The organism is Ancylobacter sp. FA202 (assembly GCF_000380205.1).
Taxonomy (GTDB): Bacteria; Pseudomonadota; Alphaproteobacteria; order Rhizobiales; family Xanthobacteraceae; genus Ancylobacter.
Map to the genome: position 1 here is coordinate 632,879 of NZ_KB904818.1, position 26,787 is coordinate 659,665.

At 69.6% G+C, this 26,787-nt stretch carries 24 protein-coding genes; 11 read left to right on the plus strand and 13 right to left on the minus strand.

Going from position 1 to position 26,787, the window contains the following annotated elements; genetic code table 11:
• Positions 1 to 4: 4 nt before the first annotated feature.
• The 4 genes from A3M1_RS0102885 to A3M1_RS26630 all read right to left on the minus strand — a co-directional run bounded on the left by A3M1_RS0102885 (position 5) and on the right by A3M1_RS26630 (position 4,100).
• Positions 5 to 1,633 carry a murein L,D-transpeptidase family protein gene (locus tag A3M1_RS0102885; RefSeq protein ID WP_245261552.1) on the minus strand — a complete coding sequence of 543 codons (1,629 nt, stop codon included), beginning with the start codon at positions 1,631 to 1,633 and terminating at the stop codon, positions 5 to 7.
• Positions 1,634 to 1,908: 275 nt separating this feature from the next.
• Positions 1,909 to 2,862 carry an acetyl-CoA carboxylase carboxyltransferase subunit alpha gene (locus A3M1_RS0102890; RefSeq protein ID WP_018387449.1) on the minus strand — a complete coding sequence of 318 codons (954 nt, stop codon included), beginning with the start codon at positions 2,860 to 2,862 and terminating at the stop codon, positions 1,909 to 1,911.
• A gap of 117 nt (positions 2,863 to 2,979) precedes the next feature.
• The gene (locus A3M1_RS0102895; RefSeq protein WP_018387450.1) at positions 2,980 to 3,960 is read right to left on the minus strand and encodes a site-specific tyrosine recombinase XerD; all 981 of its coding nucleotides are present in this window, start codon (positions 3,958 to 3,960) and stop codon (positions 2,980 to 2,982) included.
• A complete protein-coding gene (locus tag A3M1_RS26630; protein WP_018387451.1) occupies positions 3,957 to 4,100 on the minus strand; it encodes a hypothetical protein in 144 nt (47 codons plus the stop codon). The genes A3M1_RS0102895 and A3M1_RS26630 overlap by 4 nt, the downstream gene beginning before the upstream one ends.
• 232 nt (positions 4,101 to 4,332) lie before the next feature.
• Here A3M1_RS26630 and A3M1_RS0102905 point away from each other — a divergent pair, with 232 nt between their 5' ends.
• The 3 genes from A3M1_RS0102905 to A3M1_RS0102915 are packed head-to-tail and all read left to right on the plus strand — an operon-like array spanning position 4,333 to position 7,391.
• On the plus strand, positions 4,333 to 4,923 hold the full coding sequence (locus tag A3M1_RS0102905; protein WP_018387452.1) for a shikimate kinase: 591 nt from the start codon (positions 4,333 to 4,335) through the stop codon (positions 4,921 to 4,923).
• On the plus strand, positions 4,920 to 6,071 hold the full coding sequence (gene aroB / locus A3M1_RS0102910; protein ID WP_018387453.1) for a 3-dehydroquinate synthase: 1,152 nt from the start codon (positions 4,920 to 4,922) through the stop codon (positions 6,069 to 6,071). The genes A3M1_RS0102905 and aroB overlap by 4 nt, the downstream gene beginning before the upstream one ends.
• A 9-nt stretch (positions 6,072 to 6,080) precedes the next feature.
• Positions 6,081 to 7,391, plus strand: coding sequence for an HlyC/CorC family transporter (locus A3M1_RS0102915; RefSeq protein ID WP_018387454.1), 1,311 nt, complete (start codon positions 6,081 to 6,083; stop codon positions 7,389 to 7,391).
• Between the two features lie 182 nt (positions 7,392 to 7,573).
• On the opposite strand, the gene A3M1_RS0102920 is transcribed toward A3M1_RS0102915, so the two are convergent.
• The gene (locus tag A3M1_RS0102920; protein ID WP_018387455.1) at positions 7,574 to 8,095 is read right to left on the minus strand and encodes a hypothetical protein; all 522 of its coding nucleotides are present in this window, start codon (positions 8,093 to 8,095) and stop codon (positions 7,574 to 7,576) included.
• Between the two features lie 291 nt (positions 8,096 to 8,386).
• The gene (locus A3M1_RS0102925; RefSeq protein WP_018387456.1) at positions 8,387 to 8,671 is read right to left on the minus strand and encodes a BolA family transcriptional regulator; all 285 of its coding nucleotides are present in this window, start codon (positions 8,669 to 8,671) and stop codon (positions 8,387 to 8,389) included.
• A 264-nt stretch (positions 8,672 to 8,935) separates the two neighbouring features.
• On the opposite strand from A3M1_RS0102925, the gene A3M1_RS0102930 reads away from it, so the two are divergent.
• The 3 genes from A3M1_RS0102930 to cobT all read left to right on the plus strand — a co-directional run bounded on the left by A3M1_RS0102930 (position 8,936) and on the right by cobT (position 12,662).
• A complete protein-coding gene (locus A3M1_RS0102930) occupies positions 8,936 to 9,556 on the plus strand; it encodes a J domain-containing protein (protein WP_018387457.1) in 621 nt (206 codons plus the stop codon).
• Between the two features lie 53 nt (positions 9,557 to 9,609).
• Positions 9,610 to 10,596 carry a cobaltochelatase subunit CobS gene (gene cobS / locus A3M1_RS0102935; protein WP_018387458.1) on the plus strand — a complete coding sequence of 329 codons (987 nt, stop codon included), beginning with the start codon at positions 9,610 to 9,612 and terminating at the stop codon, positions 10,594 to 10,596.
• Between the two features lie 77 nt (positions 10,597 to 10,673).
• Positions 10,674 to 12,662, plus strand: a complete 1,989-nt coding sequence (gene cobT / locus A3M1_RS0102940; protein WP_018387459.1) for a cobaltochelatase subunit CobT — start codon at positions 10,674 to 10,676, stop codon at positions 12,660 to 12,662.
• Positions 12,663 to 13,244: 582 nt separating this feature from the next.
• Here the strand turns inward: cobT and A3M1_RS0102945 are convergent.
• The 4 genes from A3M1_RS0102945 to hemC form a co-directional block, all read right to left on the minus strand.
• Positions 13,245 to 14,837 (minus strand): heme biosynthesis protein HemY, encoded by a 1,593-nt coding sequence (locus tag A3M1_RS0102945; protein WP_018387460.1) that lies wholly within the window; start codon positions 14,835 to 14,837, stop codon positions 13,245 to 13,247.
• Complete coding sequence (locus A3M1_RS0102950; RefSeq protein ID WP_018387461.1) at positions 14,834 to 16,297, minus strand: COG4223 family protein; 1,464 nt, start codon at positions 16,295 to 16,297, stop codon at positions 14,834 to 14,836. The genes A3M1_RS0102945 and A3M1_RS0102950 overlap by 4 nt, the downstream gene beginning before the upstream one ends.
• A 94-nt stretch (positions 16,298 to 16,391) precedes the next feature.
• A complete protein-coding gene (locus A3M1_RS0102955; RefSeq protein WP_018387462.1) occupies positions 16,392 to 17,093 on the minus strand; it encodes a uroporphyrinogen-III synthase in 702 nt (233 codons plus the stop codon).
• Between the two features lie 11 nt (positions 17,094 to 17,104).
• Positions 17,105 to 18,034, minus strand: a complete 930-nt coding sequence (gene hemC, locus A3M1_RS0102960; protein ID WP_018387463.1) for a hydroxymethylbilane synthase — start codon at positions 18,032 to 18,034, stop codon at positions 17,105 to 17,107.
• 178 nt (positions 18,035 to 18,212) lie between these two features.
• Between hemC and tsaD the strand changes: the two genes are divergently transcribed.
• The 5 genes from tsaD to acs all read left to right on the plus strand — a co-directional run bounded on the left by tsaD (position 18,213) and on the right by acs (position 23,764).
• The gene (tsaD, locus tag A3M1_RS0102965) at positions 18,213 to 19,382 is read left to right on the plus strand and encodes a tRNA (adenosine(37)-N6)-threonylcarbamoyltransferase complex transferase subunit TsaD (protein ID WP_018387464.1); all 1,170 of its coding nucleotides are present in this window, start codon (positions 18,213 to 18,215) and stop codon (positions 19,380 to 19,382) included.
• Positions 19,382 to 20,371, plus strand: coding sequence for an NAD(P)H-dependent glycerol-3-phosphate dehydrogenase (locus A3M1_RS0102970; protein ID WP_018387465.1), 990 nt, complete (start codon positions 19,382 to 19,384; stop codon positions 20,369 to 20,371). Before tsaD ends, A3M1_RS0102970 begins: the two co-directional genes overlap by 1 nt.
• A 179-nt stretch (positions 20,372 to 20,550) precedes the next feature.
• Positions 20,551 to 20,970: an EVE domain-containing protein gene (locus tag A3M1_RS0102975; protein ID WP_018387466.1), complete on the plus strand. Its 420-nt coding sequence runs from the start codon at positions 20,551 to 20,553 to the stop codon at positions 20,968 to 20,970.
• Entirely contained in the window at positions 20,967 to 21,629 is a 663-nt protein-coding gene (locus A3M1_RS0102980; protein WP_018387467.1) for a methyltransferase, read from the plus strand. Before A3M1_RS0102975 ends, A3M1_RS0102980 begins: the two co-directional genes overlap by 4 nt.
• A gap of 176 nt (positions 21,630 to 21,805) precedes the next feature.
• Complete coding sequence (acs, locus tag A3M1_RS0102985; protein ID WP_018387468.1) at positions 21,806 to 23,764, plus strand: acetate--CoA ligase; 1,959 nt, start codon at positions 21,806 to 21,808, stop codon at positions 23,762 to 23,764.
• A 40-nt stretch (positions 23,765 to 23,804) separates the two neighbouring features.
• Here the strand turns inward: acs and A3M1_RS0102990 are convergent, their stop codons facing one another.
• The 3 genes from A3M1_RS0102990 to A3M1_RS0103000 are packed head-to-tail and all read right to left on the minus strand — an operon-like array spanning position 23,805 to position 26,783.
• On the minus strand, positions 23,805 to 24,596 hold the full coding sequence (locus tag A3M1_RS0102990) for a phosphorylcholine transferase LicD (RefSeq protein WP_018387469.1): 792 nt from the start codon (positions 24,594 to 24,596) through the stop codon (positions 23,805 to 23,807).
• A complete protein-coding gene (locus A3M1_RS0102995; RefSeq protein WP_018387470.1) occupies positions 24,589 to 25,587 on the minus strand; it encodes a hypothetical protein in 999 nt (332 codons plus the stop codon). The genes A3M1_RS0102990 and A3M1_RS0102995 overlap by 8 nt, the downstream gene beginning before the upstream one ends.
• Positions 25,584 to 26,783, minus strand: a complete 1,200-nt coding sequence (locus tag A3M1_RS0103000) for a phosphotransferase (RefSeq protein ID WP_018387471.1) — start codon at positions 26,781 to 26,783, stop codon at positions 25,584 to 25,586. Before A3M1_RS0103000 ends, A3M1_RS0102995 begins: the two co-directional genes overlap by 4 nt.
• Positions 26,784 to 26,787: the final 4 nt, after the last annotated feature.

Consider the following 26,787-nt stretch of genomic DNA (forward strand, 5'->3'; position numbering starts at 1 on the left):
GCTCTTACTGAACCGTAGAGAAGCTGCCCGGCGCCAAGATTCCGGCGGCGCCCGGCAGGGTCGGCACGGTGCCGGACACCGCCTCGCCGCTGGACGACGCCACCGAAGGCGGCGCCGTGGCGGCGGTGGGCGTGGCGGCAGCCGGCGGGTTCGCGCGGGCGGGCTGGGCCGCGGGCGCCGTCGTCGCCTGGCGCGGCACCGGCGGACGGACGGGCGGCACCGGCACATCAGCGATCGGCTCGGCCGGTGCGGCCGCCGGCGGCGTGCTGCCGCCGAACCAGTTCTTCAGGCTGTCGAGAAATCCGCCATTGCTGCCGGCGTCGAGCGCCGCGACCTGAGGCAGCGCCGCGCGCTCCGGCGGCCGGGGCTGGGCGTCGGCCGGCGCGGCAGCGGCCAGAGTGCTGGCGGCCTGCGGCGGCGCGGGAGCCGCCGGCACGGCCGCAGCGTCGACCGGCTTGGTCTCAGTGGGTGCGAGAGCGCCGAACAGGCTAAACAGCCCGCCTGCGGAGGCCGGCGCGGCGGCGATAGCGGTGCGCGGGCCGCCCGGCGCGTCATCGGGACGCGGTGCCGGCAGCGGCACGGCGGCGGTCTCGCTCACCGTGTCGGCAGTGGCGAGGGCGATGCTCTCGGCCGGCGCGGGTTCGGTGGTCGAGACGCCATAGTCGCTGCCCGGCGGCTTCACGACCGGCGGCAGTGAGCCCGGGGCGGAAAGCTCGGGATTTTCCAGCTTGGCGAGGAACACCTTGTGCATGCCGCCATCCTTGCCGGTCTTGACCGGGGCGGCCGGCTGCAGCACGCCAGCGCTGGCGATCTTGGCATTGGCTTCCTTCTGGCGGGCGGCCACCGCCTCCTGCAGACCTTCCGGCATCGTGTAGTCCGGGCAGGGAGCGGAGGCCTGCAGCTTCTGGCTCGGGTCCACCGGCGTCGCGTTGAACACGTAGCGCTTGCCGCAATAATCCACCTTGGGCGGCGCCTTGGTCAGCTCGAACACGTCGCTGCCTTCCTTCAGCATCTTCCAGAAGGCGAGGTTCGGGTTGTTGCGGTGGCGCACCAGATTGTCGGCGGTCATCCGGAACGGGTAGGCCTGCACCTGGAACGAGCGCTGGCCGCCATAAAAGCTCTCGCGGCCGAGCGCGAAGATTTCCTGCACCTGCTCATCGGTCATGGCATAGCAGCCGCGCGAGGAGCAGTCGCCATGCACCATCAGATTGCTGCCCGAGCGGCCCCAGGCGCGGTCATAGGCATTGGGAAAGCCGAGGTCGAAGGCGAGGTAATAGCTGGAATTGGCGTTCATCTGGCCGGGGGTGATGGTGTAGAAGCCCTCCGGCGCCTGCCGGTCGCCTTCCCGCACCTTCGGCCCCAATTCGCCGGACCAGCGGCAGATCGGGTAGGTCTTCAGCAGTTCGTACTCGCCGCTATTGGTTTCCTTCCAGACCTCCAGCTCGGATTCTTCCTTGAAGATCCGCACCACGATCGGGCTGGACTTGGTCATGTCCTTTTGCTGGATCAGCGCCAGCGTCTGCGGCGACAGGGTTTTGCTGGCCTTGGACATCGGCGAGTTGCTGTCGCCGCCATTGCAGCCGGCAAGCACCAGCGCCGCACAGCCGGCAAGCAGGGCCGCGCGCCAGCGCACGCCGAACCCCCGGTCACGCGCCTGGCGCGAGAGGCTCGAAAACCCGTGAAACCTCAACCCAGGTGTCTCCCCGAAAGCCCGGCGCCCAAAGCACCGGCCCAAAGCGTTATACCGCAGCGATGGCGTCGGCAATCCCGCCCCGCGCCCCCCTGCATCACCCCTTCGCGAGGGGCCGGCACGTCCGAAAAACACGTCGGCAATTCGTAGGCACGGCAAGTCCGCACAGCACGTCCGCACAGCACGTCAGTACGGCATGTGGCCTTCGCCCGGCCGGCTCAGAGGTTCCGGCCGATGGCGAGGAACTTCTCGCGGCGCGCCTTGCGCAGCGCCGCCGGGTCCAGCCCGTCCAGTTCGCCGAGCGCCGCCTCGATGGCGTCGCCCGCCGCCTGCATCGCCGCCTCGGGGGCACGGTGGGCACCGCCGGGCGGCTCGGCAATCACCGAATCGATGACATGGAAGCGGAGCAGGTCCTGCGCCGTGATCTTCATGTTCATCGCGGCTTCCTGCGCCTTGGCGGTATCGCGCCAGAGAATCGAGGCCGCCCCTTCCGGAGAGATGACGCTGTAGATGGAATGCTCGAGCATCAGCACGCGGTTGGCCGTGGCGATGGCGATCGCGCCACCCGAGCCACCCTCGCCGATGATGACGGCAACATTGGGGACGCCGAGCGAGAGGCAAGCATCGGTGGAGCGGGCGATGGCCTCGGCCTGGCCGCGCTCCTCGGCGTCGAGGCCGGGGAATGCGCCGGCGGTGTCGACCAGCGAGATGACAGGCAGCGAGAAACGGTCGGCCAGTTCCATCAGGCGCACCGCCTTGCGGTAGCCTTCGGGCCGCGCCATGCCGAAATTATGCTTGATGCGGGTTTCGGTGGTGGAGCCCTTTTCCTGCCCGATCAGGCAGACGGCGCGGCCGCGAAAGCGGGCAAGGCCGCCGAGAATGGCGGAGTCGTCGCCGAATTTGCGGTCGCCGGCCAGCGGGTCGAACTCCTCGAACAGGTTGGCGGCATAGTCGGAGAAATGCGGGCGCAGCGGGTGGCGTGCCACCTGCGTCTTCTGCGAGGGGGAGAGATTCGCGTAGAGCTGGAGCAGCGCGTCGCGCGCCTTGCCCTCCAGCCGGGCGATGTCGTCGCCAATGGCGACCGCGTCGCCCTGCGCCGCCATAGCGCGCAATTCTTCCAGCTTGGCCTCAAGCTCGGCCACGGGCTTCTCAAAATCGAGGTAGCTGCGCATTGGAAATGACTGAACCGGCTGACAAGGTAAGGGGGGCCGCCCGGAGGGGAAACCCGCGAAGTTGCGCGGAAGCTGCCCCGAGAGGGTGGCGACGTCAAGGCAAGGCCGCAAATGCGCTTAATCGCCGCTGTTATCGCTGAGCGGATGCAGGTCGCGCACCAGGCTTTTCAGCCGCTCGTCCAGCACATGGGTATAGATCTGCGTGGTCGAGATGTCGGCATGGCCGAGCAGCGTCTGCACGATGCGCAGCTCCGCCCCATGCGCCAGAAGATGGCTGGCGAAGGCATGGCGCAGCACATGTGGCGAGAGCCGCGCCGGATCGAGCCCCGCCGCCAGAGCGAGGTCCTTCAGGTCGAGCGCCACCTGCTGGCGGGTGATGTGGCCGCTGGCGGCGCCGGAGGGGAACAGCCAGCGCGCGCGAGGCGGCGGCGTGCCCGGCCCTTTCCCCGCCTTGCCGGCGTTCGCGGTCTCCAGCGCGGCGCGGTAGAGCCTCATCGCCGCCTTGGCCGGCTCGCCCAGCGGCACGAGGCGCTCCTTGTTGCCCTTGCCGCGCACGATGAGGGCGTCGCCCTTCATGGTCGCTGCCGAGGCCGGCAGCGCCGCCAGCTCGGAAACGCGCAGGCCGGTGGCGTAGAGAAGTTCGATGAAGCAGGCGGTGCGGGCCCGCCGCGCGCCTTCCGCAAAACTCGACACCGCCTCGCCGGCCCGCGCATGGGCGGTGGCGATGAGCCCGCTCACCTCGTCCAGCGTCAGCACCTTCGGCAAGGGCCGGCTGCGGCGCGGGCCTTCCAGCACGGCGGCGGGGTCGTCGCCGCGATGGCCTTCGGCATAGAGAAAGCGGTGGAACTGGCGCACCGCCGAGAGTTTTCGCGCCACGCTGGCGCTGGCGAGGCCGCGCACGGAGAGTGCGGCGAGCCAGGCGCGCAGCTGCGCCGTCCCGGCGTCCAGCGCGTGCGAGCCCTGCGCCGCCAGAAACCCCTCATAATCCTCAAGGTCGCGCTGATAGGCGCCTAGCGTGTTCGGCCCGGCCCCGCGCTCGGCCGCCATCATGTCGAGAAAAAGCCGCGCCTGTGCGGGCGCCGGCGCCGGCGCGTTCATTTGGCGAACCGATCCGGCGGCACCACGATGCTCATCTCGCGCATTTGCGGCTTCACCAGCGTGGCGAACGCCCACAGCGTGCCATAGCCGATGCCGCCGAGAATGCCGAGAATGACGAGAAGACGGATGAGGCTCGGCATGGGGAAGCGGGGCCTTGCGCGATTCGATGAAGGGTGGCGCCGATCCTACGGCCTTTGGCAGGCCGGCGGAAACGCGCCCGACCCGGGCGATGTCGGTTTCACCCTGCCATTTCTGTCTGAACGGAGCGTTACACCGCCACCGCCGCGCGCGGCGGCCTCCCATTGCGTCCCTCGCATTGCGTCACCCTTGCGCCAATGCTAGTCCGCGCTTTGTTTGAGCGAGCAGGGTACGATGACGGCGGAACCCGAACAGGACGAGACGGCGGCACGCCTGCGCGAGCTTCAGGGCGCGCGCTCCATCGTGCTTGTCGGTATGATGGGCGCCGGCAAATCCTCGGTCGGCAAGCGCCTCGCCCGCCGCCTCGCTTTGCCCTTCGCCGATGCCGATACCGAGATCGAGACGGCGGCGGGCATGACGATCCCCGAGATCTTCGCCCTGCGGGGCGAGCCCGCCTTCCGCGATGGCGAGAAAAAGGTGATCGCCCGCCTGCTGGAGGCCGGGCCGATGGTGCTCGCCACCGGCGGCGGCGCCTATATGAGCGAAGAAACGCGCGCCGCCATCGCCGCCCGCGGCATCTGTGTCTGGCTCAAGGCCGAGCTTGACGTGCTGCTGCGCCGCGTGCGCCGGCGCGACGACCGGCCTCTGCTGAAGAATGATCCGGAGGGAACGCTGGCGCGGCTGATCGACCAGCGCTATCCGGTCTATGCGCTGGCGGATGTCACCGTGGTGTCGCATGACGTGCCGCAGGACGTGATGGTCGACACGGTGATCGAGGCGCTGATCGCCCATCTCGCCGCGCCGGCTTCGGGAGACGAGACATGAACATGCCCGCCGCTTCTGCATCTGTCGCCCCCGACGCCAATCGCACGCAGCTGCGCGTCGGGCTTGGCGCGCGTTCCTATGACATCGTCATCGGCCCGGGTCTGCTCGCCGAGGCGGGGGCGCGCATCGCCGCCCTGCGGCCGGGCGCCCGCGTCGGCATCGTCACCGACCACAATGTCGCCGACCGCCATCTCGGCACGGTGGAGACAGCGCTGCGCGAGGCCGGCCTGTCGCCAACCCCGGTGCTGGTCGCGCCCGGCGAGAAGTCCAAGTGCTTCGCCGTGTTCGAGGAGGTGGTGGACGCCCTGCTCGCCGCGCGGATCGAGCGCGGCGACCTTGTCCTGGCGCTGGGCGGCGGCGTGGTCGGCGATCTCGCGGGCTTCGCGGCGGCAGCGCTGCGGCGCGGCGTCGATTTCGTCCAGGCCCCGACCAGCCTGCTGGCGCAGGTCGATTCCTCGGTCGGTGGCAAGACCGGCATCAATTCCCGCCACGGCAAGAACCTCGTCGGCGCTTTCCACCAGCCGATCCTGGTGCTGGCCGACACCGGCGCGCTCGACACGCTGCCGCTGCGCGAGTTCCGCTCCGGCTATGCCGAGGTCGCCAAATACGGGCTGATCGACAACGCCCCGTTCTTCGCCTGGCTGGAGCGCAAATGGCAGGCCGTGTTCGGCGGCGGGCCCGAGCGCATCGAGGCCATCGCCACCAGCTGCGCCTCCAAGGCCGCCGTGGTGAGCCGCGACGAGAAGGAGACGGGCGATCGCGCCTTGCTCAATCTCGGCCACACTTTCGGCCATGCGCTGGAGGCGGGCGCCGGCTTCTCGCAGCGCCTGCTGCATGGCGAGGCGGTCGCCATCGGCATGGCGCAGGCCTTCCGCTTCTCGGCGGCACAGGGCCTGTGCGCGCAAGCAGACGCCGCGCGGGTGGAGGCGCATCTGCGCAGTGTCGGGCTGCCGACGCGCATCGCCGACATTCCCGGCGCGCTGCCGGACACGGACGGGCTGATGGCCCTGATCGGCCAGGACAAGAAGGTGTCGCGCGGCGCGCTGACCTTCATCCTCGCCCGCGGCATCGGCCAGAGCTACATCGCCAGGGATGTCGACCCGTCACAGATCCGTGCCTTCCTTGAGGTCGAACGCCAGCCCAGCTAAGAAGGCGCCATGACCGCATATGACTGGATTGCCCTCAGCGCCGTAATCATCTGCCTCCTGCTGTCCTTTTTCTTCTCGGGAAGCGAAACGGCACTGACCGCCTCCTCCAAGGCGCGGATGCACACGCTCGAAAAGAATGGCGATGCCCGCGCCGCGCTGGTGAACAGGATGATGGGGCAGCGCGAGCGCCTGATCGGCGGCATCCTGCTGGGTAACAATCTCGTCAACATCGCGGCATCGTCGCTGACGACAGGACTGCTGCTCGCCTGGTTCGGCACCGCCGGCATCGCTTATGCGACGGTGGGCATGACGATCGTCGTCGTCATCTTTTCCGAAGTGCTGCCCAAGACCATCGCCATCAACCACCCCGACCGCGTCTCGCTGCTGGTGGCGGGGCCGATCCGCTTCATCGTCGGCCTGTTCGGCCCGCTGACGCTGGCGATCGAGGCACTGGTGCGCGCCCTGCTCCGCGCCATGGGCGTGCCACTGGGCGCCACCACCAACGTGCTCTCCGCCTCGGAGGAACTGCGCGGCACGGTCGACCTGCTGCACCGCGAGGGCAGCGTGGTGAAGGACGAGCGCGACATGCTCGGCGGCCTGCTGGATCTCGGCGAGCTGGAAGTCTCCGACATCATGGTCCACCGCACCAAGATGGCGAGCCTGAACGCCGACGAGCCGCCCGAGCGCATCGTCCACGAGGTGCTCGCCTCCCCGCACACCCGCCTGCCGCTGTGGCGCGATCGGCCGGACAACATCATCGGCGTTTTGCACGCCAAGGACCTGCTGCGCGAGTTGATCGCGGTCGGCAACGACACCACCAAGCTCGACGTCGAGAAGATCGCCCGCGCCCCGTGGTTCGTGCCCGACGTCACCTCCCTGCCCGACCAGCTCAAGGCCTTTCGCCGCCGCAAGCAGCACTTCGCCCTCGTCGTCGACGAATATGGCGAGGTGATGGGACTGGTGACGCTGGAGGACATTCTGGAGGAGATCGTCGGCGACATCTCCGACGAGCACGACAAGGCCTTCACCGGCGCCCGCCGCAACCCGGACGGCTCGGTCAGCGTCGAGGGCACGGTGGCGATCCGCGACCTCAACCGGGCGATGGGCTGGCACCTGCCGGACGAGGAGGCGACCACCATCGCCGGCCTCGTCATCCATGAGGCCCGCATCATCCCGGAGCCGGGGCAGGCCTTCATGTTCCACGGCTTCCGCTTCCAGGTGATGCGCAAGCAGCGCAACCGCATCACCCTGCTGCGCGTCGCCCCGCTGCGGCGGGCTGGGCCGGCTGCGCCCGGAAGCGTCGCCGGCCGTAAGGCGTAGACCACGCGCCTGTTAGAGCTGGAGGGCGATTTACCGATCAGACTGATTCGACCTGATCGGACCATGCTCTAGAGCCCTTTCCGAACGGGTCGAATCACCTGATCGATCAGAAAGTACTTTGCATTCAACAAGCTGGAGCGTTTTCTCGTCGCGAAAGTCTCTCAACTTTCGCGGAAAATGCTCTAGCCTTTCGCATCGCGGCGGGCCTGGGCGGCCTTGGTGCGCTGGGAGACGCGGCCCACCTTTCCGGGATGCACCGAGGTGCGCCGGCGCCGGCTGGCGATGGCCTGCATGCCCTCATTGGCGGTATCGGCGGCAGCGTGCGGGGCATTGAAGTTCTCGCGCCGCATCGCCAGGGCCCTCTCGGCAATCTCGGCCTGCGGGGCCCGCGCCGCGATCCGTGCCCGACGGTCGATCTCCCGGCTCAGCCGCTTGACGGCAGCGGCGAAGACCTGCTTGCGCTGGCTCGGGCGCTCTTGCGTGCCGGGAAAGCTGCCGCCGCGAGGCTCGGCCTTGCCGCGCGAGATGCGCCGCTTCTCCCGCGCCAGGGTACGCTCCTTTTCCTGCAGGTCGCGCAGGCGCTTGCGGGTCGACTGGAGATCCTCGCCGGCCACATCATAGATAGCGGGATGATGCGTCCGGCGGACAATCTCGTATTCCTCATGGCTGATCAGGCTTCGTTCGGCCTTGTTCGTCAACGACATCAGCAACCTCCCCTATTGAAATAATCAGGCTGTGCTGCCTTGCGAAGAAGGATCGCACGCGCAGAGAATGCGAGCCTTTCAACGAGACAGAACACCTTGAACATGGAAGGGAGGAGCGAAAAAACAACGCCCTGCCTCTGCGTCACTCCCGCCCAGCGCGGAGACGCGATCGCCAACGCTGGTCGTCCTGCGACGCCCGCGCCCGTCGCGGCACAGCCTTCGCGCTACTGGATAAAAGCGCCGGCACTTCCTATATCGCGCGGGCCGCTGACGGGAGGACGCGCGCCGGGGCTACTCTCCGGGCGCCTTTGCCTCGATGGCGAGGGCGTGCAGGCCGCGCGCCATCTCGTCCGCCAGCAGGCCATTCACCAGGCGATGGCGCGCCAGCCGGCTCTGGCCGAGGAACGCCTGCGCGACAATTCGCACGCGAAGATGCGTCAGCTGACCAGGACGATGCCCGCCATGGCCTTCATGCCGATGACTTTCATCCTCAAGGTCGAGGACGCTGGGCGACAATTCGGCCAGCGCTGCCCGGACGCGGGCCAGCGCCTGCGCCACGGCATCCTCGGGGGGCATCGGCGGGTGGGGGATTTGCGTGCTCATGAGCGATGCGGTACGCCCACCCCCTAGCCGCGTCAACATTTCGCCCTCGCCTTCCACCGACCCGATGCAACCGCAATCGGGTGGGACAATCCTTCAGCCTCACCGGGTCAGGTGAGGGAATTGTCGATTCCGCCCACCGCGATCTGATCGGCCCAGCGCCCCGTATGTCTCTTCAGGGCGGTGACGAACCATCGGTTTCTTGTATACCTGCTCCAGCAACAGCATAATCGTCGGACCATGAAGCTCGACTCCCCCCTCTTCGATCGCATCCGCGTGAAGCCCGACCGCGATCGCCGCCTGAAGGCGGAAGGCCCCGCTTGCGAGTGGGAGGGCTGCTGCAACCCCGCGACTCATCGCGCGCCGAAGGGCCGGCAGATGGAGGGGCAGTTCTGGCGCTTCTGCTTCGAGCATGCCCGCGCCTACAACCAGTCGTATAATTATTTCAACGGCATGGCCGACGACGCCGTCGCCGCCTACCAAAAGGACGCGGCCACCGGCCATCGCCCGACCTGGAAGATGGGCTCGAAGGGCGGGGCCGCCCGCGCCGCCGAGCACGCCAAGCGCCACGCGACGGAGAACATCGCCGACCCCTTCGGCATGTTCGGCGAAGTGGGCGGGCGCGCCCGCCCGGAGCCGGAAGCGCCGCGCGAAAGCCGGATGATCCGCAATGCCGAGCGCCGCGCCTTCGAATCCCTGGGCGTGGAGATTTCCGCCACGCCCGAGGAGATCAAGGCCCGCTTCAAGGTTCTGGTGAAAAAATACCACCCCGACGCCAATGGCGGCGACATTTCAACCGAGGACCGTCTGCGCGACGTGATCCAGTCCTATAATCATCTCAAGAACGCGGGCTTCTGCTAGGAAGCACGTGTGCCAGACCAGCCCGCGCGCCCACGCGCGGCAACGGAGGAAGAATGACCGCCCCGCTCACGCAAGCGCCCGCGCTGCCGGACATGAAGGTCTCTGTTCGTCAGGTGTTCGGCATCGATGTCGATCTGGATGTGCCGGCCTATGCCGAACCGGACGCCCATGTGCCGGAAATCGATCCCGACTACCTGTTCGACCGGCCGACCACCCTCGCCATCCTCGCCGGCTTCGCCCATAACCGCCGGGTGATGGTCACGGGCTATCACGGCACCGGCAAGTCGAGCCATATTGAGCAGGTCGCCGCCCGGCTCAACTGGCCTTGCGTGCGGATCAACCTCGACAGCCACATCAGCCGCATCGACCTGATCGGCAAGGACGCCATCGTGGTGCGCGACGGGCTTCAGGTGACCGAATTCCGCGACGGCATCCTGCCCTGGGCCTACCAGAACAACGTTGCCCTGGTGTTCGACGAATATGACGCCGGCCGCCCGGACGTGATGTTCGTGATCCAGCGCGTGCTCGAATCCGCCGGCCGCCTGACCCTGCTGGACCAGAACCGGGTCATCCGCCCGCACCCCGCATTCCGCCTGTTCTCGACCGCCAACACCATTGGCCTTGGCGACACCACCGGCCTCTATCACGGCACCCAGCAGATCAACCAGGCGCAGATGGACCGGTGGTCCATCGTCACCACGCTGAACTATCTGGCGCATGACAAGGAGGTCGACATCGTCGTCTCCAAGGCCAAGAACCTGCAGACCCCGGAAGGCCGCGACACCGCCGCCCGCATGGTGCGCCTTGCCGATCTCACCCGGCAGGCCTTCATCAATGGCGACCTGTCGACCGTGATGAGCCCGCGCACCGTCATCACCTGGGCCGAGAACGCCGAGATCTTCCAGGAGCTGGCCTTCTCGTTCCGCGTCACCTTCCTCAACAAGTGCGACGAGCTGGAACGCCCGCTGGTGGCCGAGTTCTACCAGCGCTGCTTCGGCAAGGAACTGACCGAGTCGGCCATCAACGTCGTCATGTCCTGACGGCCATCCCCGGGACCGGCCGGCCGCCGGTCCCGCCCTCTCCATCGGGAGAGGGCTGCCCATATCCAAGGCTTGCCATGTCCACGTCGAACCGCACCAGCCGCACCCCGCCCAAGGAAGCCCCGACCGAGCCGCTCAAGCGCGCCGTCACCGGCTGCCTGCGCGCCATTGCCGGCAATCGCGAGATCGACGTGACCTTCGGCTCGGAAAAGCCCGGCTTTGCCGACGGGCGCGCCCGCCTGCCCGAGCCCGCCCGACGCATGTCGAAGCAGGACGCCGCCATCATGCGCGGCCATGCCGATTCGATGGCGCTGCGCATGGCTTGCCATGACCCCAAGGTGCATCAGCGGCTGGTGCCGATGGGCCAGGAGGCCCGCGCCGCTTTTGAAGCCGCCGAGCAGACGCGCTGCGAATCGCTCGGCGCCCTGCGGATGGACGGGGTGGCGCTGAACCTCTCGGCCATGCTGGAAGACCGTTACCAGAAGGCCAATTTCGCCAATCTGGCCGACCGCTCCGACGCGCCGCTGGAGCATGCGCTCTCGCTCATCCTGCGCGAACGCATGACCGGCATGGCCCCGCCCGCCGCCGCGCGCGAGATGGTCAATCTGTGGCGCGGCTTCATCGAGGAGCACGGCGCCAGCGCGCTCGACGAGCTTTCCGGTGCCGCCGACAACCAGCTCCGCTTTGCCGAGGCGATGCGTGATTTGCTGTCCTCGCTCGGCATGGGCGAGGACATCGCCCCCTTCGACGAGAACAACGATCCCTCCACCGAAGCCGACGACAGCCGCGACGACGACAACGGCAAGGGCAGCGATTCCGAGGAAGAGGACAACGCCGAAGGACAGACCGAGGTCGATTCCGACCTGTCCTCCGACCAGAACCCGGAAGAATCGGAGGAGCAGCAGGACCAGCCCAATTCCGAGCTCTCCGACGATGCGGAGCTGGGCGAATCCGACGATGCCTCCGAGCCGTGGAAGCCGGAAAACGCGGTGCCGGCCGAGCCGCGCCCGCCGGAATACCACCCCTTCACCCCGCGCTTCGACGAGACGGTGAACGCCGACGAGTTGTGCGACGCCGACGAACTGGCGCGGCTGCGGGCCCATCTCGACAAGCAGCTGGTGCATCTGTCCGGCATCGTCGCCCGCCTCGCCAACCGGCTGCAGCGCAAGCTGATGGCGCAGCAGAACCGTGGCTGGGAGTTCGACCTCGAAGAGGGCATGCTCGACCCGGCGCGCCTGCACCGCATCATTCTCGACCCGATGCAGCCGCTCTCCTTCAAGCGCGAGCGCGACACCGATTTCCGCGACACCGTCGTCACCCTGCTGCTCGACAATTCCGGCTCGATGCGCGGGCGCCCGATCACGGTGGCCGCCGCCTGCGCCGATATTCTGGCCCGCACGCTGGAGCGCTGCGGCGTGAAGGTGGAGATTCTCGGCTTCACCACCAAGGCGTGGAAGGGCGGGCAGGCACGCGAGGCGTGGCTCTCGGCCGGCAAGCCGGGCGCGCCCGGGCGGCTGAACGATTTGCGTCACATCATCTACAAATCCGCCGACGCCCCCTGGCGCCGCGCCCGGCGCAATCTCGGCCTGATGATGCGCGAGGGGCTGCTGAAGGAGAACATCGACGGCGAGGCGCTGGAATGGGCGCATAACCGCCTGCTGGCGCGCACCGAATCGCGCCGGATCCTGATGATGATCTCCGATGGCGCGCCGGTCGACGATTCCACCCTCTCGGTGAATCCCGGCAATTATCTCGAGCGCCATCTGCGCTGGATGATCCAGCAGATCGAGGACAAGTCCCCGGTCGAGCTCATCGCCATCGGCATCGGCCATGACGTGACGCGCTATTACAAGCGCGCCGTCACCATTGTCGACGCCGAGGAACTGGGCGGCGCCATGACCGACAAGCTGGCGGAACTGTTTGGCGAGCAGGGCGCGCGCGCCAGCGCCAAGGAGCAGAAGGGCCGCAGCGCCGCGGCCTTCGCGCCGGCGGCCAAGGCGGCCAAGGCGGTGAAACCCGCCAGCCGCCCCTCCCCGGCCCCGCTCTCCACCCGCCGGGTGCAGTGAGCGGCGCGGGCACCGGCGCCGCTCGTCATGGCTGGATGAACGCCAGAGCGGGATGAACGTCAGAGCTGGATGAACGTCAGAGCTGGATGAACGTCAGAGCTGGATGAACGTCATGGCCGGGCTTGGCCCGGCCATCCCAGACTTTCGGCCGACACCCACGTCGTGGATGCCCGGCCCAGGGCCGGGCATGACGGCGCTTCAGGCGGATGCCCGGACACGTGGACGCGAACAGGTAGATGCGAAGGCGCGAGGATGCAAATCCTTCCGCCCCCCAAATCCTTCCGCCCCCCTTGAATCCCCCGCAGCCTGCCCCATATAGGCATCAACCCCGTCAGAACAGGGCTTCCGGCACGTTGGCACCTCGTCAGTGCCTCGCCGGATGAGGGGCGGTCAGGACGGATGTACTCCGACCGCTTCTGTACCCTCCGGCCGCTGGACGAGCGGCCGGTTTCTGACAGGGCACCTCTACGGGGAAATCAGCGCGCCGCATGGCGCGCTTTTTTTTGCGCTTTTCACGCGGGGCAGCCGACACAGGCGAGCCTAGCAGGCTCGCCTGGCCTCAGGCGCCCGTGAGGCTAAGCCTCACATATAGGGCCCGCGCGGCACCGCGCCGGGCTCGTCGGCGAAGGGCGCGCCGGGACCGGGATCATCAGGCAGATGCGGCATCGCCACCACAGGCGTCGCCAGCGCGGCCGGCTGCGGCGCAGGCTTCGCGCCCGCCTTCTCCGGCTCTGCCTTGCCCTCCGCCTCGGGAACGGCCGGCGCCAAGGTGGGCGAGGCGCCCGCAGGGCTGAGATCGACCACCGGCCCCTCCGCCACTTGCGGGCGGCTCTCGATGGCGGCGGCGATCGCCAGCTTCACCCGCTCCGCCTCGTTTTCCAGCATCGGCGTCGTGGCGAGGCCGGGCGGCAGCTTCCATTCATAAGCATCGAGCCGCCCGCTGACCGGGGAGATCGGGCCCCAAGCCTCGGCCACCACGCCATCGGCCACCCAGGCGGGGTCGCGCTGGGCGCGCACGGCGCGGGCGGTCCATTCGCGGGCCTTGCCGACATCGCCATGCTCGCCCGCTTCCAGCTCCGCCATCAGCAGGCAGGCGCGCTGGGTCGGCGCCACCAGCAGCGGCGCCAGCGCCGTGCGGGCCACGTCGAAATCCTGCGCGTCGAGCGCGGCGCGGGCCAGCGCCATGGCGCTTTCCGGATGCGCCGGCTGATGCGCGGTAAGGGTGCGCACCCGCTTCAGCCGCTCACGCGAGGCATCGCCCGGCCTCAGGTGCAGATAGGCGTCGGCGAGGTCGGGATGCGGGGTCGCCGCATAGGCGGCCTCGAGGATCTTCGCCGCCTTGCGCACATCGCCGGCCGCGCCGAGCAGGCGCCCGGCAATATCGGCCGCCGGCACCAGCGTGGGGGCGAGGCGCGCGGCTTCCTGTGCCTTCTCCCGCGCGCTGGCGGGGTCGGAGAGTTCGATCGCCTGCGCCTGCGCCGCCAGCAGCACGGCGCGCCGGCGTCGATGGGTCGCCCGGTCGAGCGCCCCATGCGCCGCCTCGCGCTCCAGCATCGCAAGCGCCCCGGCGAAATCACCATTGAGGCAGCGCGCCTCGATCACCGCATCCGCCGCCCAGGCGAGGCCGGGCTCATGCCGGGCCGCTTCCTCCGCCGCCTGCAGGGCAGCGCTCTGGTCGCCGCGCCGGCGCGCTTCCACATGCAGGCCGCGCAGGCCGAGCAGGCGCGTGCCGGAAGACTCGGTCATCGAGCGGAACACCGCCTCGGCGCCGGCGGCATCGCCGGAAAGCTGCGCCGCCTGCGCCGCCAGCAGCTTGCTGAGCGGCTCCTCGCCGAGCAGGCGCTGGGCGTCATTGGCCGCCCGGCGGGCGCCCACCGCGTCGCCCGAGCCCACCGCGACAAGGCCGCGCGTCACCGCCGCCCAGCCGCGAGTGCGGCGCCGGTTGCGCCAGGAATGGGCGATGGTGTCGGGCGAACGAACGATCAGCCGCAGCAGCGTCCAGAGCAGGATCGCCGCCGCCAGCAGCGCCAGCAGGGCACTGGCCGCGACCAGGATGCTGGTCTCGACCTGCCAGCCCTGCCAGTCGATCACCACCGCGCCGGGCCGGTCCGCCAGCCAGGCGATGCCGAAGGCCAAGAGGGCGAGAACGAGAAGATAGACGACGAGCCGGATCACTGGCTTCCTCCCGCGAGAGTGGCGAGCACGCGCCGATGCAGCTCGGCGAGGGTGGCGAGCGCCGCCTGCCGGGCGTCCAGCGCGGCGAGCACGGGCTGCGCGGCGGTACGCTCGGCTTCGGGAAGCGCGGCGAGAATCGCCCGCGCGCCCTCGAAATCCCCCTGCGCCAACGCCGTCTCGGCCCGGGCGATGTCGGGCGATGCCGCCGCTTCGTCCGAACGACGGATGGTGACAAGCTTCTGCGCGCCCTTCAGCAGGGTGGCGACAACGCCCTCATCCGCGGCCGTGCCGGGTGAATCCGCCGCCGGGGCGGGCGCGGTGGCGGCGCGCAGCTGCGCGGCCACCGCCGGGCCGGAGGCGAAGCCGGTGGCGGCGGAAGCCTCCAGCGCCGCCAGCGGCGCCGCGTCCTCGCCCAGCAGCGCCTGCGCCGCCTTCAGTTCGGTGGCGAAGGGACGGCCGGCGAGGATCGCCTCGCGCAGCGTGCCCAGCACCACGAGCTGCGCCGTGCCCTGCCCGCTGGCGCGCTGCGCGGCGGTGGCAGCCGCGAGCTTGCCTTCCAGCGCGTCGAGGCGGGCGGTGGCGGCATTGAGAGCTTCCGGCGAGGCCGCAGGGGCCGGCGCGGGAAGCGCGCTCACCTTCTGTTCCAGCGCCTCCACCTGGCCCTTCACCGCCGCGACGTCGTCCGGCGAGGCGGCGGGGGCCGCCCCGGTGGCAGGGGCCGCCGGTAGGGCGTCAACCTTGGAGCCGAGTGCGTTCAGTCCGCTCTCCAGCGCATCGAGCCGGGTCGCCAGCTCGGCGGGAGCATTGAGGCCGGCAGCCGGCGCCTCGCCGGCCCGGGCCTCCAGCAGCTCCACCCGCTGGCGCAGATCCAGCGCCCGCGCCTCAAGCTCGGTGATGGCGTCGACATTCTCCTCGGCGCCATAGAAGGTCGACACCACGCCGAGCGCGAACGCGCCGCCGATCAGACCGGAGAGCAGCGCCACGAAGAGGGTGCCGACAAGGCCAAGCTGACGCTTCGGGCGAGGCTCGGCGGGCGGGGGCACGGGATGAACGGGCGGCGGCACGTCGGCCGTCTCACCCTTGGCGCTTCCCTTCTCGTCGGCGGCGTCGAGCACCGGCACCTCGTCGGTGGCGGCAGCGGCATCGCTCTTCAGTGTCTCAGGGGGCATGTCGGGAGATGTGTCCGGCTTGGAGGCGTCAGGCTTGGAGACGTCAGGCTTGGAGGCGTTCGGCGTGGAGGCGTTCGGCAGGGCGGCGCCCGCCGTTGAGTTGGCTGTTTTGGAGGTGTCGGGTTTGGCGTCCTCCGGCGCGGGCACCACTGGCTCGGCGGTCGCCGCCTCGTCGGAAACGGGCGTCACTTCCCGAGCGGAAAGGTCGAGCGTCGGCGGCCTGCGGCGCGCGGGCTTGCCCCCGGCCTCGACCTTCTCCTCAGCACCTTTTTTGGGATCGTCTGTCGCCACGTCCTTACCTCTACCTTGATAAAGCGCCGGGCCGGCCCTTGTTCCGGGATAGACCGCCTGTCCCTGCGCCGCAACCTCGGGAGACTGCGATGGCCTACCCGTTCAGGAGATCGAACAGGCCCTCTTCCGTCGGCGCGGCGGCGATCCGGTTCGGCCAGCCGGCCGCCGCCAGCGGCTTCGCTACATTGGCAGAGAAGCACAGATGCACGACATGGCGGAAATACGTCGCCACACCGGCTGCCTCCGCCCGGTCGGCAAGGGTGGCGGCGGTGCGCGGCGAAAAGTGGAAGGCCGCGTCGATCCGTCCCTCCCGCACCGCCGCCACGGTCGTCGCCGCCAGCGCCTGCGCCGGGACGGTGCGGTAGATCACGAAAAGTTCGGTGGAAATGCCGTCGCCCGCCAGCACCGCGCCGAGATCGACCGCCCGCTCCTCGCCGGCGACGTAAAGCAGCCGGGCGCCGGGGGGCAGCTTGGCGCGCAGCAGTTCGGCCAGCGCGGCGCCATCGCCTCCCGCGACATGAACGGTGTCGAACGCCGCCGGCGCCGCCGCCGCCGTGCGCCGGCCGACGGCATAAAGCGGCAGCCCCGCCAGCGCCGGCAGTTCCGGGCGGGCCGCCAGCAGGCGGGCGCCATTGACGCTGGTCAGCGCCACCGCGTCGAACGCCCCCGGCGGCAGGACGGCCGCCACCGCCTCCACCGCGAGCATGGAATCGATCAGCGCGCCATGCCCGGCGGCCTCAAGCCGCGCGGCCGTGGCCTGCGCGTCCGGCTGTGGCCGTGTCACCAGCACCCGCATGTCGCGCCCCGTCAGTGCGGGAGCAGTTCGGGCGGCACCAGAGCGCGCATCTCCTGCCCGGCGGCGATGCCGAGTTCCAGCGCGCGGTTGCGCGGCCCAAAGCGCACGATCTCGTAATAGCGCGCGCCATCGGGCGAGAGCACGGCGCCGCGAAAGCGGATCTCGTCGCCCTCCAGCTGCGCCAGCCCGCCGATCGGCGTGCGGCAGGAGCCGTCGAGCTGGCCGAGATAGGCCCGCTCCACCCGCAGCGCCAGCCCGGTGGCCGGGCACACCACCGGCACCACCAGCGCGTCCACGCCGATATCGCCGAAGCGGGTCTCGATCGCCACCGCCCCCTGCCCGACGGCGGGCAGGAAATCGGCGGTCTCCAGCACCGAGCTGACCTTGTCGGCGAGGCCGAGGCGGCTGAGGCCGGCATAGGCGAGCAGCGTGCCGTCGAACTCGCCGCTCTCCACCTTGGCGAGGCGGGTGTGCACATTGCCGCGGAGCAGCGAGACTTGAAGGTCCGGCCGCAGCCGGCGCAGCTGCGCCTCGCGCCGCAGCGAGGCGGTGCCCACCTTCGCCCCCGGCTTCAGGTCGCGCAGCGCGACGCCCTCGCGCAGGATCAGCGCGTCGCGCACATCCGCGCGCGGGAGATAGCCGACGAGGTGCAGCCCGTCCGGCAGGCGGGTGGGCATGTCCTTGGCTGAATGCACGGCGAGGTCGATGCGCCGGTCGAGCAGCGCCTCCTCAAGTTCCTTGGTGAACAGCCCCTTGCCGCCGGCTTCCGACAATGCCCGGTCGGTGATGGCGTCGCCGGTGGTGCGGATCACCTGCACCTCGACGGCCTCGTCCGGCCAGCGATGGGCCTTGAGCAGCGCGTCGCGCACCGCATGCGCCTGCCAGAGCGCCAGCGGGCTGCCGCGCGTGCCGAGCCGAAGTCTGGGAAGCGATTGCGTCATGCGGTCCTGCGGTGCTAGTGGGTAAAATCCGGCAGCTGAGTTTCAGATGTCGGGTTTTTGGCCACAATATCAATATTTTGTGGGCCGACATGGCCGTATCATTGCGGAGCCGGATGATACAGTCGGGCCACAAGCGGTTCGGTGCCGGCTCAATTCACTGTCCAACCCCGTAAAGTCAATGCGCGATCTTCTCCTGCTCGGGATCGAGACCACCTGCGATGAAACCGCCGCCGCGGTGGTGCGCCGGCGCGCCGATGGCACCGGCACGATCCTGTCCAACATCGTCCATTCCCAGACCGAGGACCATGCCGAATATGGCGGCGTGGTGCCAGAGATCGCCGCTCGCGCCCATGTCGAGGTTCTCGACCATCTGATCGCGCGCGCCCTGCGCGCCGCCGGGCTGAGCCTCGCCGAGGTCGACGGCATCGCCGCCGCCGCCGGCCCGGGCCTCATCGGCGGCGTCATCGTCGGCCTCACCACGGCGAAGGCGCTGGCGCTGGCGGCGAAGAAGCCGCTGATCGCGGTCAATCATCTGGAAGCGCATGCGCTCACCGCGCGCCTCACCGACAAGGTGCCCTTCCCCTTCCTGCTGCTGCTGGTCTCGGGCGGCCACACCCAGCTGGTCGCCGTCACCGGCATTGGCGACTACACCAAGCTCGGCGGCACCATTGACGATGCCGTGGGCGAGGCCTTCGACAAGACCGCCAAAATGCTCGGCCTGCCCTATCCCGGCGGCCCGGCGGTGGAGCGCGCGGCGCTGAAGGGCGACCCCGGCCGCTTCGCCCTGCCCCGCCCGCTGCACGGCAAGCCGGTACCCGATTTCTCGCTTTCCGGCCTCAAGACCGCCGTGCGGATCGAGGCGCTGAAGATCGCCCCGCTGAGCGAGCAGGACGTGAACGACCTGTGCGCCTCTTTCCAGGCCGCCATTGTCGACATCCTGTCCGACCGTGTGCGCTGCGCCCTGCGGGTGATGCGGCAAAAGGCGCTGAAGCCTTCCGCGCTGGTGCTGGCCGGCGGCGTCGGCGCCAACCAGGCGGTGCGCCGGGCGCTGCACAAGGTGGCGGCCGATGGCGGCACCCGCCTCGCCGTGCCGCCGCCGGAACTGTGCACCGACAATGGCGCGATGATCGCCTGGGCCGGGGCGGAACGGCTGGCGCGCGGCCTTTATGACGGGCTCGACGTCTCCCCCCGCGCCCGCTGGCCGCTGGCCGAGGTGGAAGCGGCCGCGCTCGCGATCTCGGACAGCGCCGCGGCCCCGGAGGCGGAAGCGACCGACCCGGCGGCACCGGTCAGCCCGGCGGCGGCTCTTCCCGCCCCCTCCTTTGGTCCGGCCGGGACCGGCGGCTGATGTCCGCACGCTACGCCTCCATCGGGGTGGTGGGCGCCGGCGCCTGGGGCACCGCGCTTGCCAATGCCAGCGCCCGCGCCGGGCGCGAGGTGATGCTCTGGGGCCGCGACCGCGACCTCATCGCGGCGATGGCGCGCACCCGCACCAACCCGGCGCATCTGCCGGGGGTCGTTCTCGCCGACAATGTCCGCCCGACCGCCGATCTCGCGGCGTTGGCGGGCATGGACGCCATCCTGCTCGTGGTGCCGGCGCAGGCGAGCCGCACCGTCGCCGCCGAGCTCGCCCCGCATCTCGCCGCCGGAACCCCTGTTGTCACCTGCGCCAAGGGCATCGAGCGCGGCACCTCGCTGTTCATGACGCAGGTGCTGGGCGAGGCCTGCCCGCAGGCGGTTCCCGCCATCCTCTCCGGTCCCAGCTTCGCGGCCGATGTCGCGGCCGGCCTGCCGACCGCCGTCACCCTGGCAGCGCGCGATCCCGGCATGGCCGAGGCGCTGGCCACCGCGCTCGGCTCGTCCTCGTTCCGCCTCTACCACAGCGCCGATGTGCGCGGCGTCGAGATCGGCGGCGCGGCCAAGAACGTGCTGGCCATCGCCGCCGGCATCGTCGGCGGGCGCAAGCTCGGCGCCAGCGCCGGGGCGGCGCTGATCGCACGCGGCTTCGCCGAGCTGATGCGCTTCGGCAAGGCCTATGGCGCGCGGGCCGAGACGCTGACCGGCCTGTCGGGCCTCGGCGATCTCATCCTCACCTGCTCCACCGCGCAGTCGCGCAATTTCGCGCTCGGCCTCAGCCTCGGCCAGGACGAGGGTCTGCACCCGCCAGGCAAGCTGGCGGAAGGCGCGCTCACCGCCAGCGTGCTGGTGGCGATGGCGCAGGCACGCGGCGTCGACATGCCGATCGCCCGCGCGGTCGAGGCGGTGCTGGCCGGGCGCAGCGATATCGAACAGGCGATCGGCTCGCTGCTGGCCCGCCCGCAGAAAGCGGAAGCCTGAGATGGGTCGTGTCGGGGGTTAGAGGCGCGTCATGGCCGGGCTTGACCCGGCCAACCACGCCTTCAATGAAGCGTGGTACCCGGCACGTCGTGGATCCCCGGGCCAAGCCCGGGGATGACGGCATTCTGGGTGTGGTTGATAGTTGAACGAACCTCTCGGCGAGGTCACGGGGAGTGGAAATGGTGCACTGGCTCTACAAGTCCGAACCGTTCAAATGGTCCTGGGACCAGCAGGTCGCGGCCGGGGCGAGGGGCACGCATTGGGACGGGGTGCGCAACCACCTCGCCAAGCAGCAGCTGCTGGCGATGAAGCTGGGCGACCGGGGGTTCTTCTACCACTCGAACGAGGGCAAGGAGATCGTCGGCATCGTCGAGGTGATCCGCGAGGCCTATCCCGACCCCTCCGACCCCTCGGGCAAGTTCGTCATGGTCGATGTGAAGGCGGTCGAGGCGCTGAAGAATCCGGTCTCGCTCGCCGCGGTGAAGACCGAGCCGCGCCTGGCCGAGATGGCACTGATGAAATTCTCCCGCCTGTCGGTGCAGCCCGTCACCGATGCTGAATGGGACATTGTGCTGGAGATGGCGGACGGCACACGGTGACGCCCCGCGTCATCGCCGATCCCGACAGCTTCATCCGCACCGAGACAGCCTGCCTCGCCCCGCCGCTGGTGCCCGAGATCACCCTCCACCTCGCCACCGAATCGCTGCCGATCTGGCAGCGCACCGAGGAGGAGCTGGGCGAAATCGGCCTGCCGCCGCCCTTCTGGGCCTTCGCCTGGGCCGGCGGGCAGGCGCTGGCCCGCTATATTCTCGACCACCCGGAGACGGTGCGCGGCAAACGCGTGCTGGATTTCGCCTCCGGCTCGGGCCTGGTCGGCATCGCGGCGGCGAAGGCGGGCGCAGCCCGCGTCGCCTGCGCCGACATCGACCCCTTCGCCCATGCCGCCATCGCCCTGAACGCCGCGCTGAACGAGGCCGCTACTGTAACGGTGCTGACCACGGATGTGGTGGGCACGCAGGGCGGCTGGGACGTGGTGCTCGCCGGCGACATCGCCTATGAGCGCGACCTCGCGGCAAGGGTGTTCGCCTGGCTGGAAGCGCTTTCCGCGCAGGGCGCCGATGTGTGGATCGGCGATCCCGGCCGCTCCTATTTGCCGCGCGACCGGCTGGAAAAGGTGGCGGACTATGCCGTGCCGGTGTCGCGCGAGCTGGAGGATTCGGAGATCAAGGCCACCAGCGTCTGGCGCCCGCGCCGGTAAGCCGCGCGCCCGGCATCCCCGGGGTCCGGAGGGACCGCAGGCACGCCCGCGCCCTCCGCTTGACTACCTACCGACCAAAGTCGCGCGCAGCGTCGGCTTGTCCAGCCGGGGCCGGCTCCCCATAATCCCGGCGAAGCAAGAGGCGCACAGCGCCAGCCTTAAGGGGGAGAAACGCCATGTCCGACAAGATTTACGACGTGCCCGCGCACTGGGCCGAGCGCGCCTTCCTCGACGATCGCGCCTATCAGGCGAAGTACGAGGCCTCGCTGCGCGACCCGGAGGCCTTCTGGGCAGATGAGGGCAAGCGGATCGAATGGTTCGAGCCCTATACCGTGGTGAAGAACACCTCGTTCGATCCCGGCCATGTCTCGATCAAATGGTTCGAGGACGGCGTCACCAATGTCGCCTGGAACTGCATCGACCGGCACCTGCCGACCCGCGCCGATCAGGTCGCCATCATCTGGGAAGGCGACAACCCGTCCGAGCACCGGCACATCACCTATCAGGAGCTGCATGACGAGGTCTGCCGCTTCGCCAATGTGCTGCGCAACCGCAATGTGGAGAAGGGCGACCGCGTCACCATCTACATGCCGATGATCCCCGAGGCGGCCTATGCCATGCTCGCCTGCGCCCGGCTCGGCGCCATTCATTCCGTGGTGTTCGGTGGCTTCTCGCCGGACAGCCTGGCCAGCCGCATTCGCGACTGTGATTCGCGCGTCGTCATCACCGCCGATGAGGGGCTGCGCGGCGGCCGCAAGGTGCCGCTGAAGGCCAATGTCGACGCCGCGATCGCCAAGGTCACTGAGTTTGAGGTCGACCATGTCGTGGTGGTGCGCCGCACCGGTGGCACGGTCAACATGAAGCCCGGCCGCGATGTCTGGTACCACGAAGCCGCCGAGCTGGTGACCAGCCACTGCCCCGCCGCCCATGTGAACGCCGAGCACCCGCTGTTCATCCTCTACACTTCGGGCTCGACCGGCCTGCCCAAGGGGGTGCTGCACACCACGGGCGGCTATCTCGTCTATGCCGCGATGACGCACCAATATGTGTTCGACTACCACGAGGGCGACATCTACTGGTGCACCGCCGATATCGGCTGGGTCACCGGCCACAGCTACATCGTCTATGGCCCGCTCGCCAACGGCGCCACCACGCTGATGTTCGAGGGCGTGCCGAACTACCCCAGCAATTCCCGCTTCTGGGAAGTGATCGACAAGCACAAGGTCAACATCTTCTACACCGCCCCCACCGCCATCCGCGCCCTGATGCAGGGCGGCGACGCGCCTGTTAAGTCGACCAGCCGCGCCTCGCTGCGCCTGCTCGGCTCGGTGGGCGAGCCGATCAACCCGGAAGCCTGGGAATGGTATTACCGGGTGATCGGCGAGGAGCGCTGCCCCATCGTCGACACCTGGTGGCAGACCGAGACCGGCGGCATTCTCATCACCCCGCTGCCCGGCGCCACCAAGCTCAAGCCCGGCTCGGCCACCCGTCCCTTCTTCGGCATCATCCCGGAAGTGGTGGATGCGGAAGGCAACCCGCTCAGCGGCGCCTGCGAGGGCAATCTGGTGATCGCCGATTCCTGGCCGGGGCAGATGCGCACGGTCTATGGCGACCATGAGCGCTTCATGCAGACCTATTTCTCCACCTATCCCGGCAAGTATTTCACCGGCGATGGCTGCCGGCGCGATGCCGACGGCTATTACTGGATCACCGGCCGCGTCGATGACGTCATCAACGTCTCCGGCCACCGCATGGGCACCGCCGAGGTGGAAAGCGCTCTGGTGGCCCATCCCAAGGTGTCGGAGGCGGCGGTGGTCGGCTATCCCCACGATATCAAGGGCCAGGGCATCTATGCCTATGTGACGCTGATGTCCGGCATCGAGCCGACCGAGGAGCTGCGCAAGGAGCTGGTGTCCTGGGTGCGGCAGGAGATTGGCCCGATCGCCTCGCCGGACCTCATCCAGTTCGCCCCCGGCCTGCCCAAGACTCGCTCCGGCAAGATCATGCGCCGCATCCTGCGCAAGATCGCCGAAGACGAGTTCGGCAATCTCGGCGACACCTCGACGCTGGCCGACCCGCATGTGGTGGACGACCTGATCTCCCATCGCCAGAACAAGAAGCACGCCGCCGTCTGAGGCGGCCCCCCAGCGCTGGCCGCCACGCGCGGCCAGCCGCTCAGGGAGGATCGCTTTTTACGATCTGGTGGTGCGGCTGACGCTTCTCGACCGGGAGCGGCACGCGCCAGTCGCCATAGAGCCGGCGCAGCACCGTGTCGAACCGGCGCGGCACCGGGAAGTCGTGGCCCTCGAAGGCCGCCTCGATGCAGTCGTCGAAATCCCTCTCCGCCCGTATCTGGCAGTAGCGCAGCCGCCCGGAGACAAGGCAGGCGATGTGCCCGGTCGGGCGTCCCTCGTGCCATCGTGCGACCCTTTCCAGCCATCGGGCAAGGCGATGCGGGTCCTGCCGGGCAACGATCCAGGTGAGCGCGCGGCGCACCAAGCGCCGCATCCTCCAGGGTGCAGGGGAAGCCGGCGCAGGCACGATTTGACGAAGAAACAGCATCTGCATCAGGATAAACGCAGTCCACATCTGCAGCCCGGCAAGGAACCGCCCGGATTCGACGCCGTCGAAGGGGAACACGTCGACGAAGGCGGGGGAGTTCGCCTCCCCCTCCCCGCGGCTGACGATCTTGCAGTACAGAAAGCCGCAGCCCGGCTCGGTTCCGTTGTGGAGCAGCCGGTAGGATGGCGACAGCTCCGCCGGCGCCACGGCGAGAAAGCGCTCATAGGCGGCGCGCCGCAGGCAGACATCGATATCGTCATCCCACGGGACAAAGCCGCCATGGCGGGCCGCGCCAAGCAGCGAGCCGGCTGCGAGCTGATAGGCGATGCCGTGGTGGCGGCAGATGCGGTCGAATTCGAGGAGCATGGCGAGCGCCTCGCGCTGGAGGCCGGCGAGATCACTCATCGCCACCTCCGCCTTTCCCGCCGGCCCACGCGGGCCGGTGGCAGATGCCGATCGAGCGCAGCGCGGGGGCGATGTTCTCCAGCGGGTGGCGCACGTCGAGCCGGGCGTCGATCCCGGCGCCAGCGCCGTTCAGAATGCGCGGCCGCCAGCCGCCCGCGCCATCGCCCTCCAGCACCCCGGTCCCGACCCAGGGCTGCATGACCGAGGTGGCACAGGAGCCGAGGTGCAGGGCGAGCGCGGCGCCGCGAATATGGGTGATCTGGATGCGGGTGCTGAACTTGTTGAAGCGGCGTCGCTCCTCCAGGCTCTCCATCGCCACGCAGCGCAGCGCGGAGGCCACGATCTCCGGCTGCGCGGGTGCAGGATCCCCAGGCCGGCGGAGGAGGTTGCGGGCCGCGCTCTGCAGCGCCAGCGCCGGCACGCCGCCGGCCTCGATGGCCGCGCGCCGGTCCTGAAAGCGGCGCTCGATCGCCGCCGCCGCCTCCGCCGCACCGCCGAAATGCTCGGACAGGTCGACCAGGCGGAAGCCGATGCGGGCATCGGAGAAATAAGCCAGCAGCGGCCGCAGGCCGGCGATATAGGCATCCTGATCGCCCAACGGCAGGCCGTTGATGGCGCCCAGCACGCCGTGAAAATAGGACAGGGAAAACAGCACCCCGGCGGGATGCGCAGCGGCGAAGCTCTCCGCGTAGCGGCGCAGATAGCCGATCCAGAACAGCTCGGCCCAGTCAGGATGCGGCGCCGATGGCTGCAGAGCCCCCTTGTAGCCCCCGAACGGCACGGCGAACTCGATCGGGGCGCCGGCCGCACGGGCCGCCGTGACCTTGGCGCGGATGTCGCTGCCCGTCGCAGCATCGACGCGCGAGCGGCGCCACGGCTTGGCGCAGATGAGGGCGGCGAGGCGTTCGGGCGCGGCCGGCTCCACCGGCAGCCCGCCCGTGGGCCGCTGGGTCAGCCGGGCAATAACGGCACGGATGCCGGCCTCGTTCATGGCGCAGCGGCAAGCGCCGGCCGGGCCGGCAGTTCCAGCGGGCTTTCCTGCCAGTAATCCACCGGCCGGCCGATGGCTTGGAGATAGAGGTCCGGCCCCTTCCCGTTGGCGACATCGAACGGGGCGGCGGCGGTGCCGATGGCGGACCAGCGTGCCAGGAGGGCAGGCATCGCTCCGGCCAGCGCCGGGTCGAGGGCGGCGAGGAGGCCCGGCAGAGTCTCGAAATAGAAGCCGAAGCGGTCATGGCGGAAGCGCGTCGCCCCGCCCAGCGGGTTGATGAGCCGGTAGGCGACCTTGCGTCCGGCGAAGCGGAGATAGCGCACGAAGAAGCTGGAGGCCGCCCGCGCCGGGTCCGGCCACGCCGTGCCCATCGGCCCGTCCTCCACCTTCGCGCCCGCCGGGAAACCGGCGGCAAAGCTCGATTCATGCGCCAGCAGGCTCACCAGATCGTCCTCCGGCGTCGTCAGGTGCTCGACCGAGGAGAAGTCGATATCCAGCAGCGGCACGCTGCGCCAAAACTCCGCCCCGCCCTCCTCCAGCAGCCGCGCCAGCGCCGCGCGCCGCGCCGCTTCGCTCGGATGCCGGCCGATGGCGAGGCTCTCCACCGCGACGATGATGTTCTTCGGCGTGGCGTCGCGAAACGGCACGCTCACCTCCCGCGCCCAGCGCGCCTCGAAGGCGCCGAGTTCGGCGGTTTCGGCGGCGTCCAGCGGGGGCAGGCCGAGCAGTTGCGACAGCATGGCGAACATGCCCGTCACCTTGACGTCGCAGGGATAGGGCCCGACGCTCAGCCCACCGGCCGCAGCGGCCAGCAGCCCCTGCATCCGTTCGAGCCGCGCGCGGCAGCGCCCCAGCAGCACGAGCGAGGCGCGCGAGGCCCGCTCCCGCAGCGCCACGTCCCTGTCGCCGAGCTGGCGGAACAGGCGCAGCAGATCGTAGAGCCGGATGCCTTCCACGAGTTCGAGGCGGAGCTCGCGGCCACGAAGCGCCAGCGGGCGGGGCACCAGCGCCTCGCCGCCGGCATGCGCGAGCAGGTTCAGCGCCTCGAATTCGCGCCGGGCGCTCGCGCCGTCCCGCGCCTGTTTGACGAAGACGTGGCCCGACCGGCCATCCCGACCGCGATGGAATTCGTCCTTGCTGATGTCGGCGCGGAACCGGGCGACAAGCCCGGCAAGGTCATAAGGCTGCTGGTTCATCCAC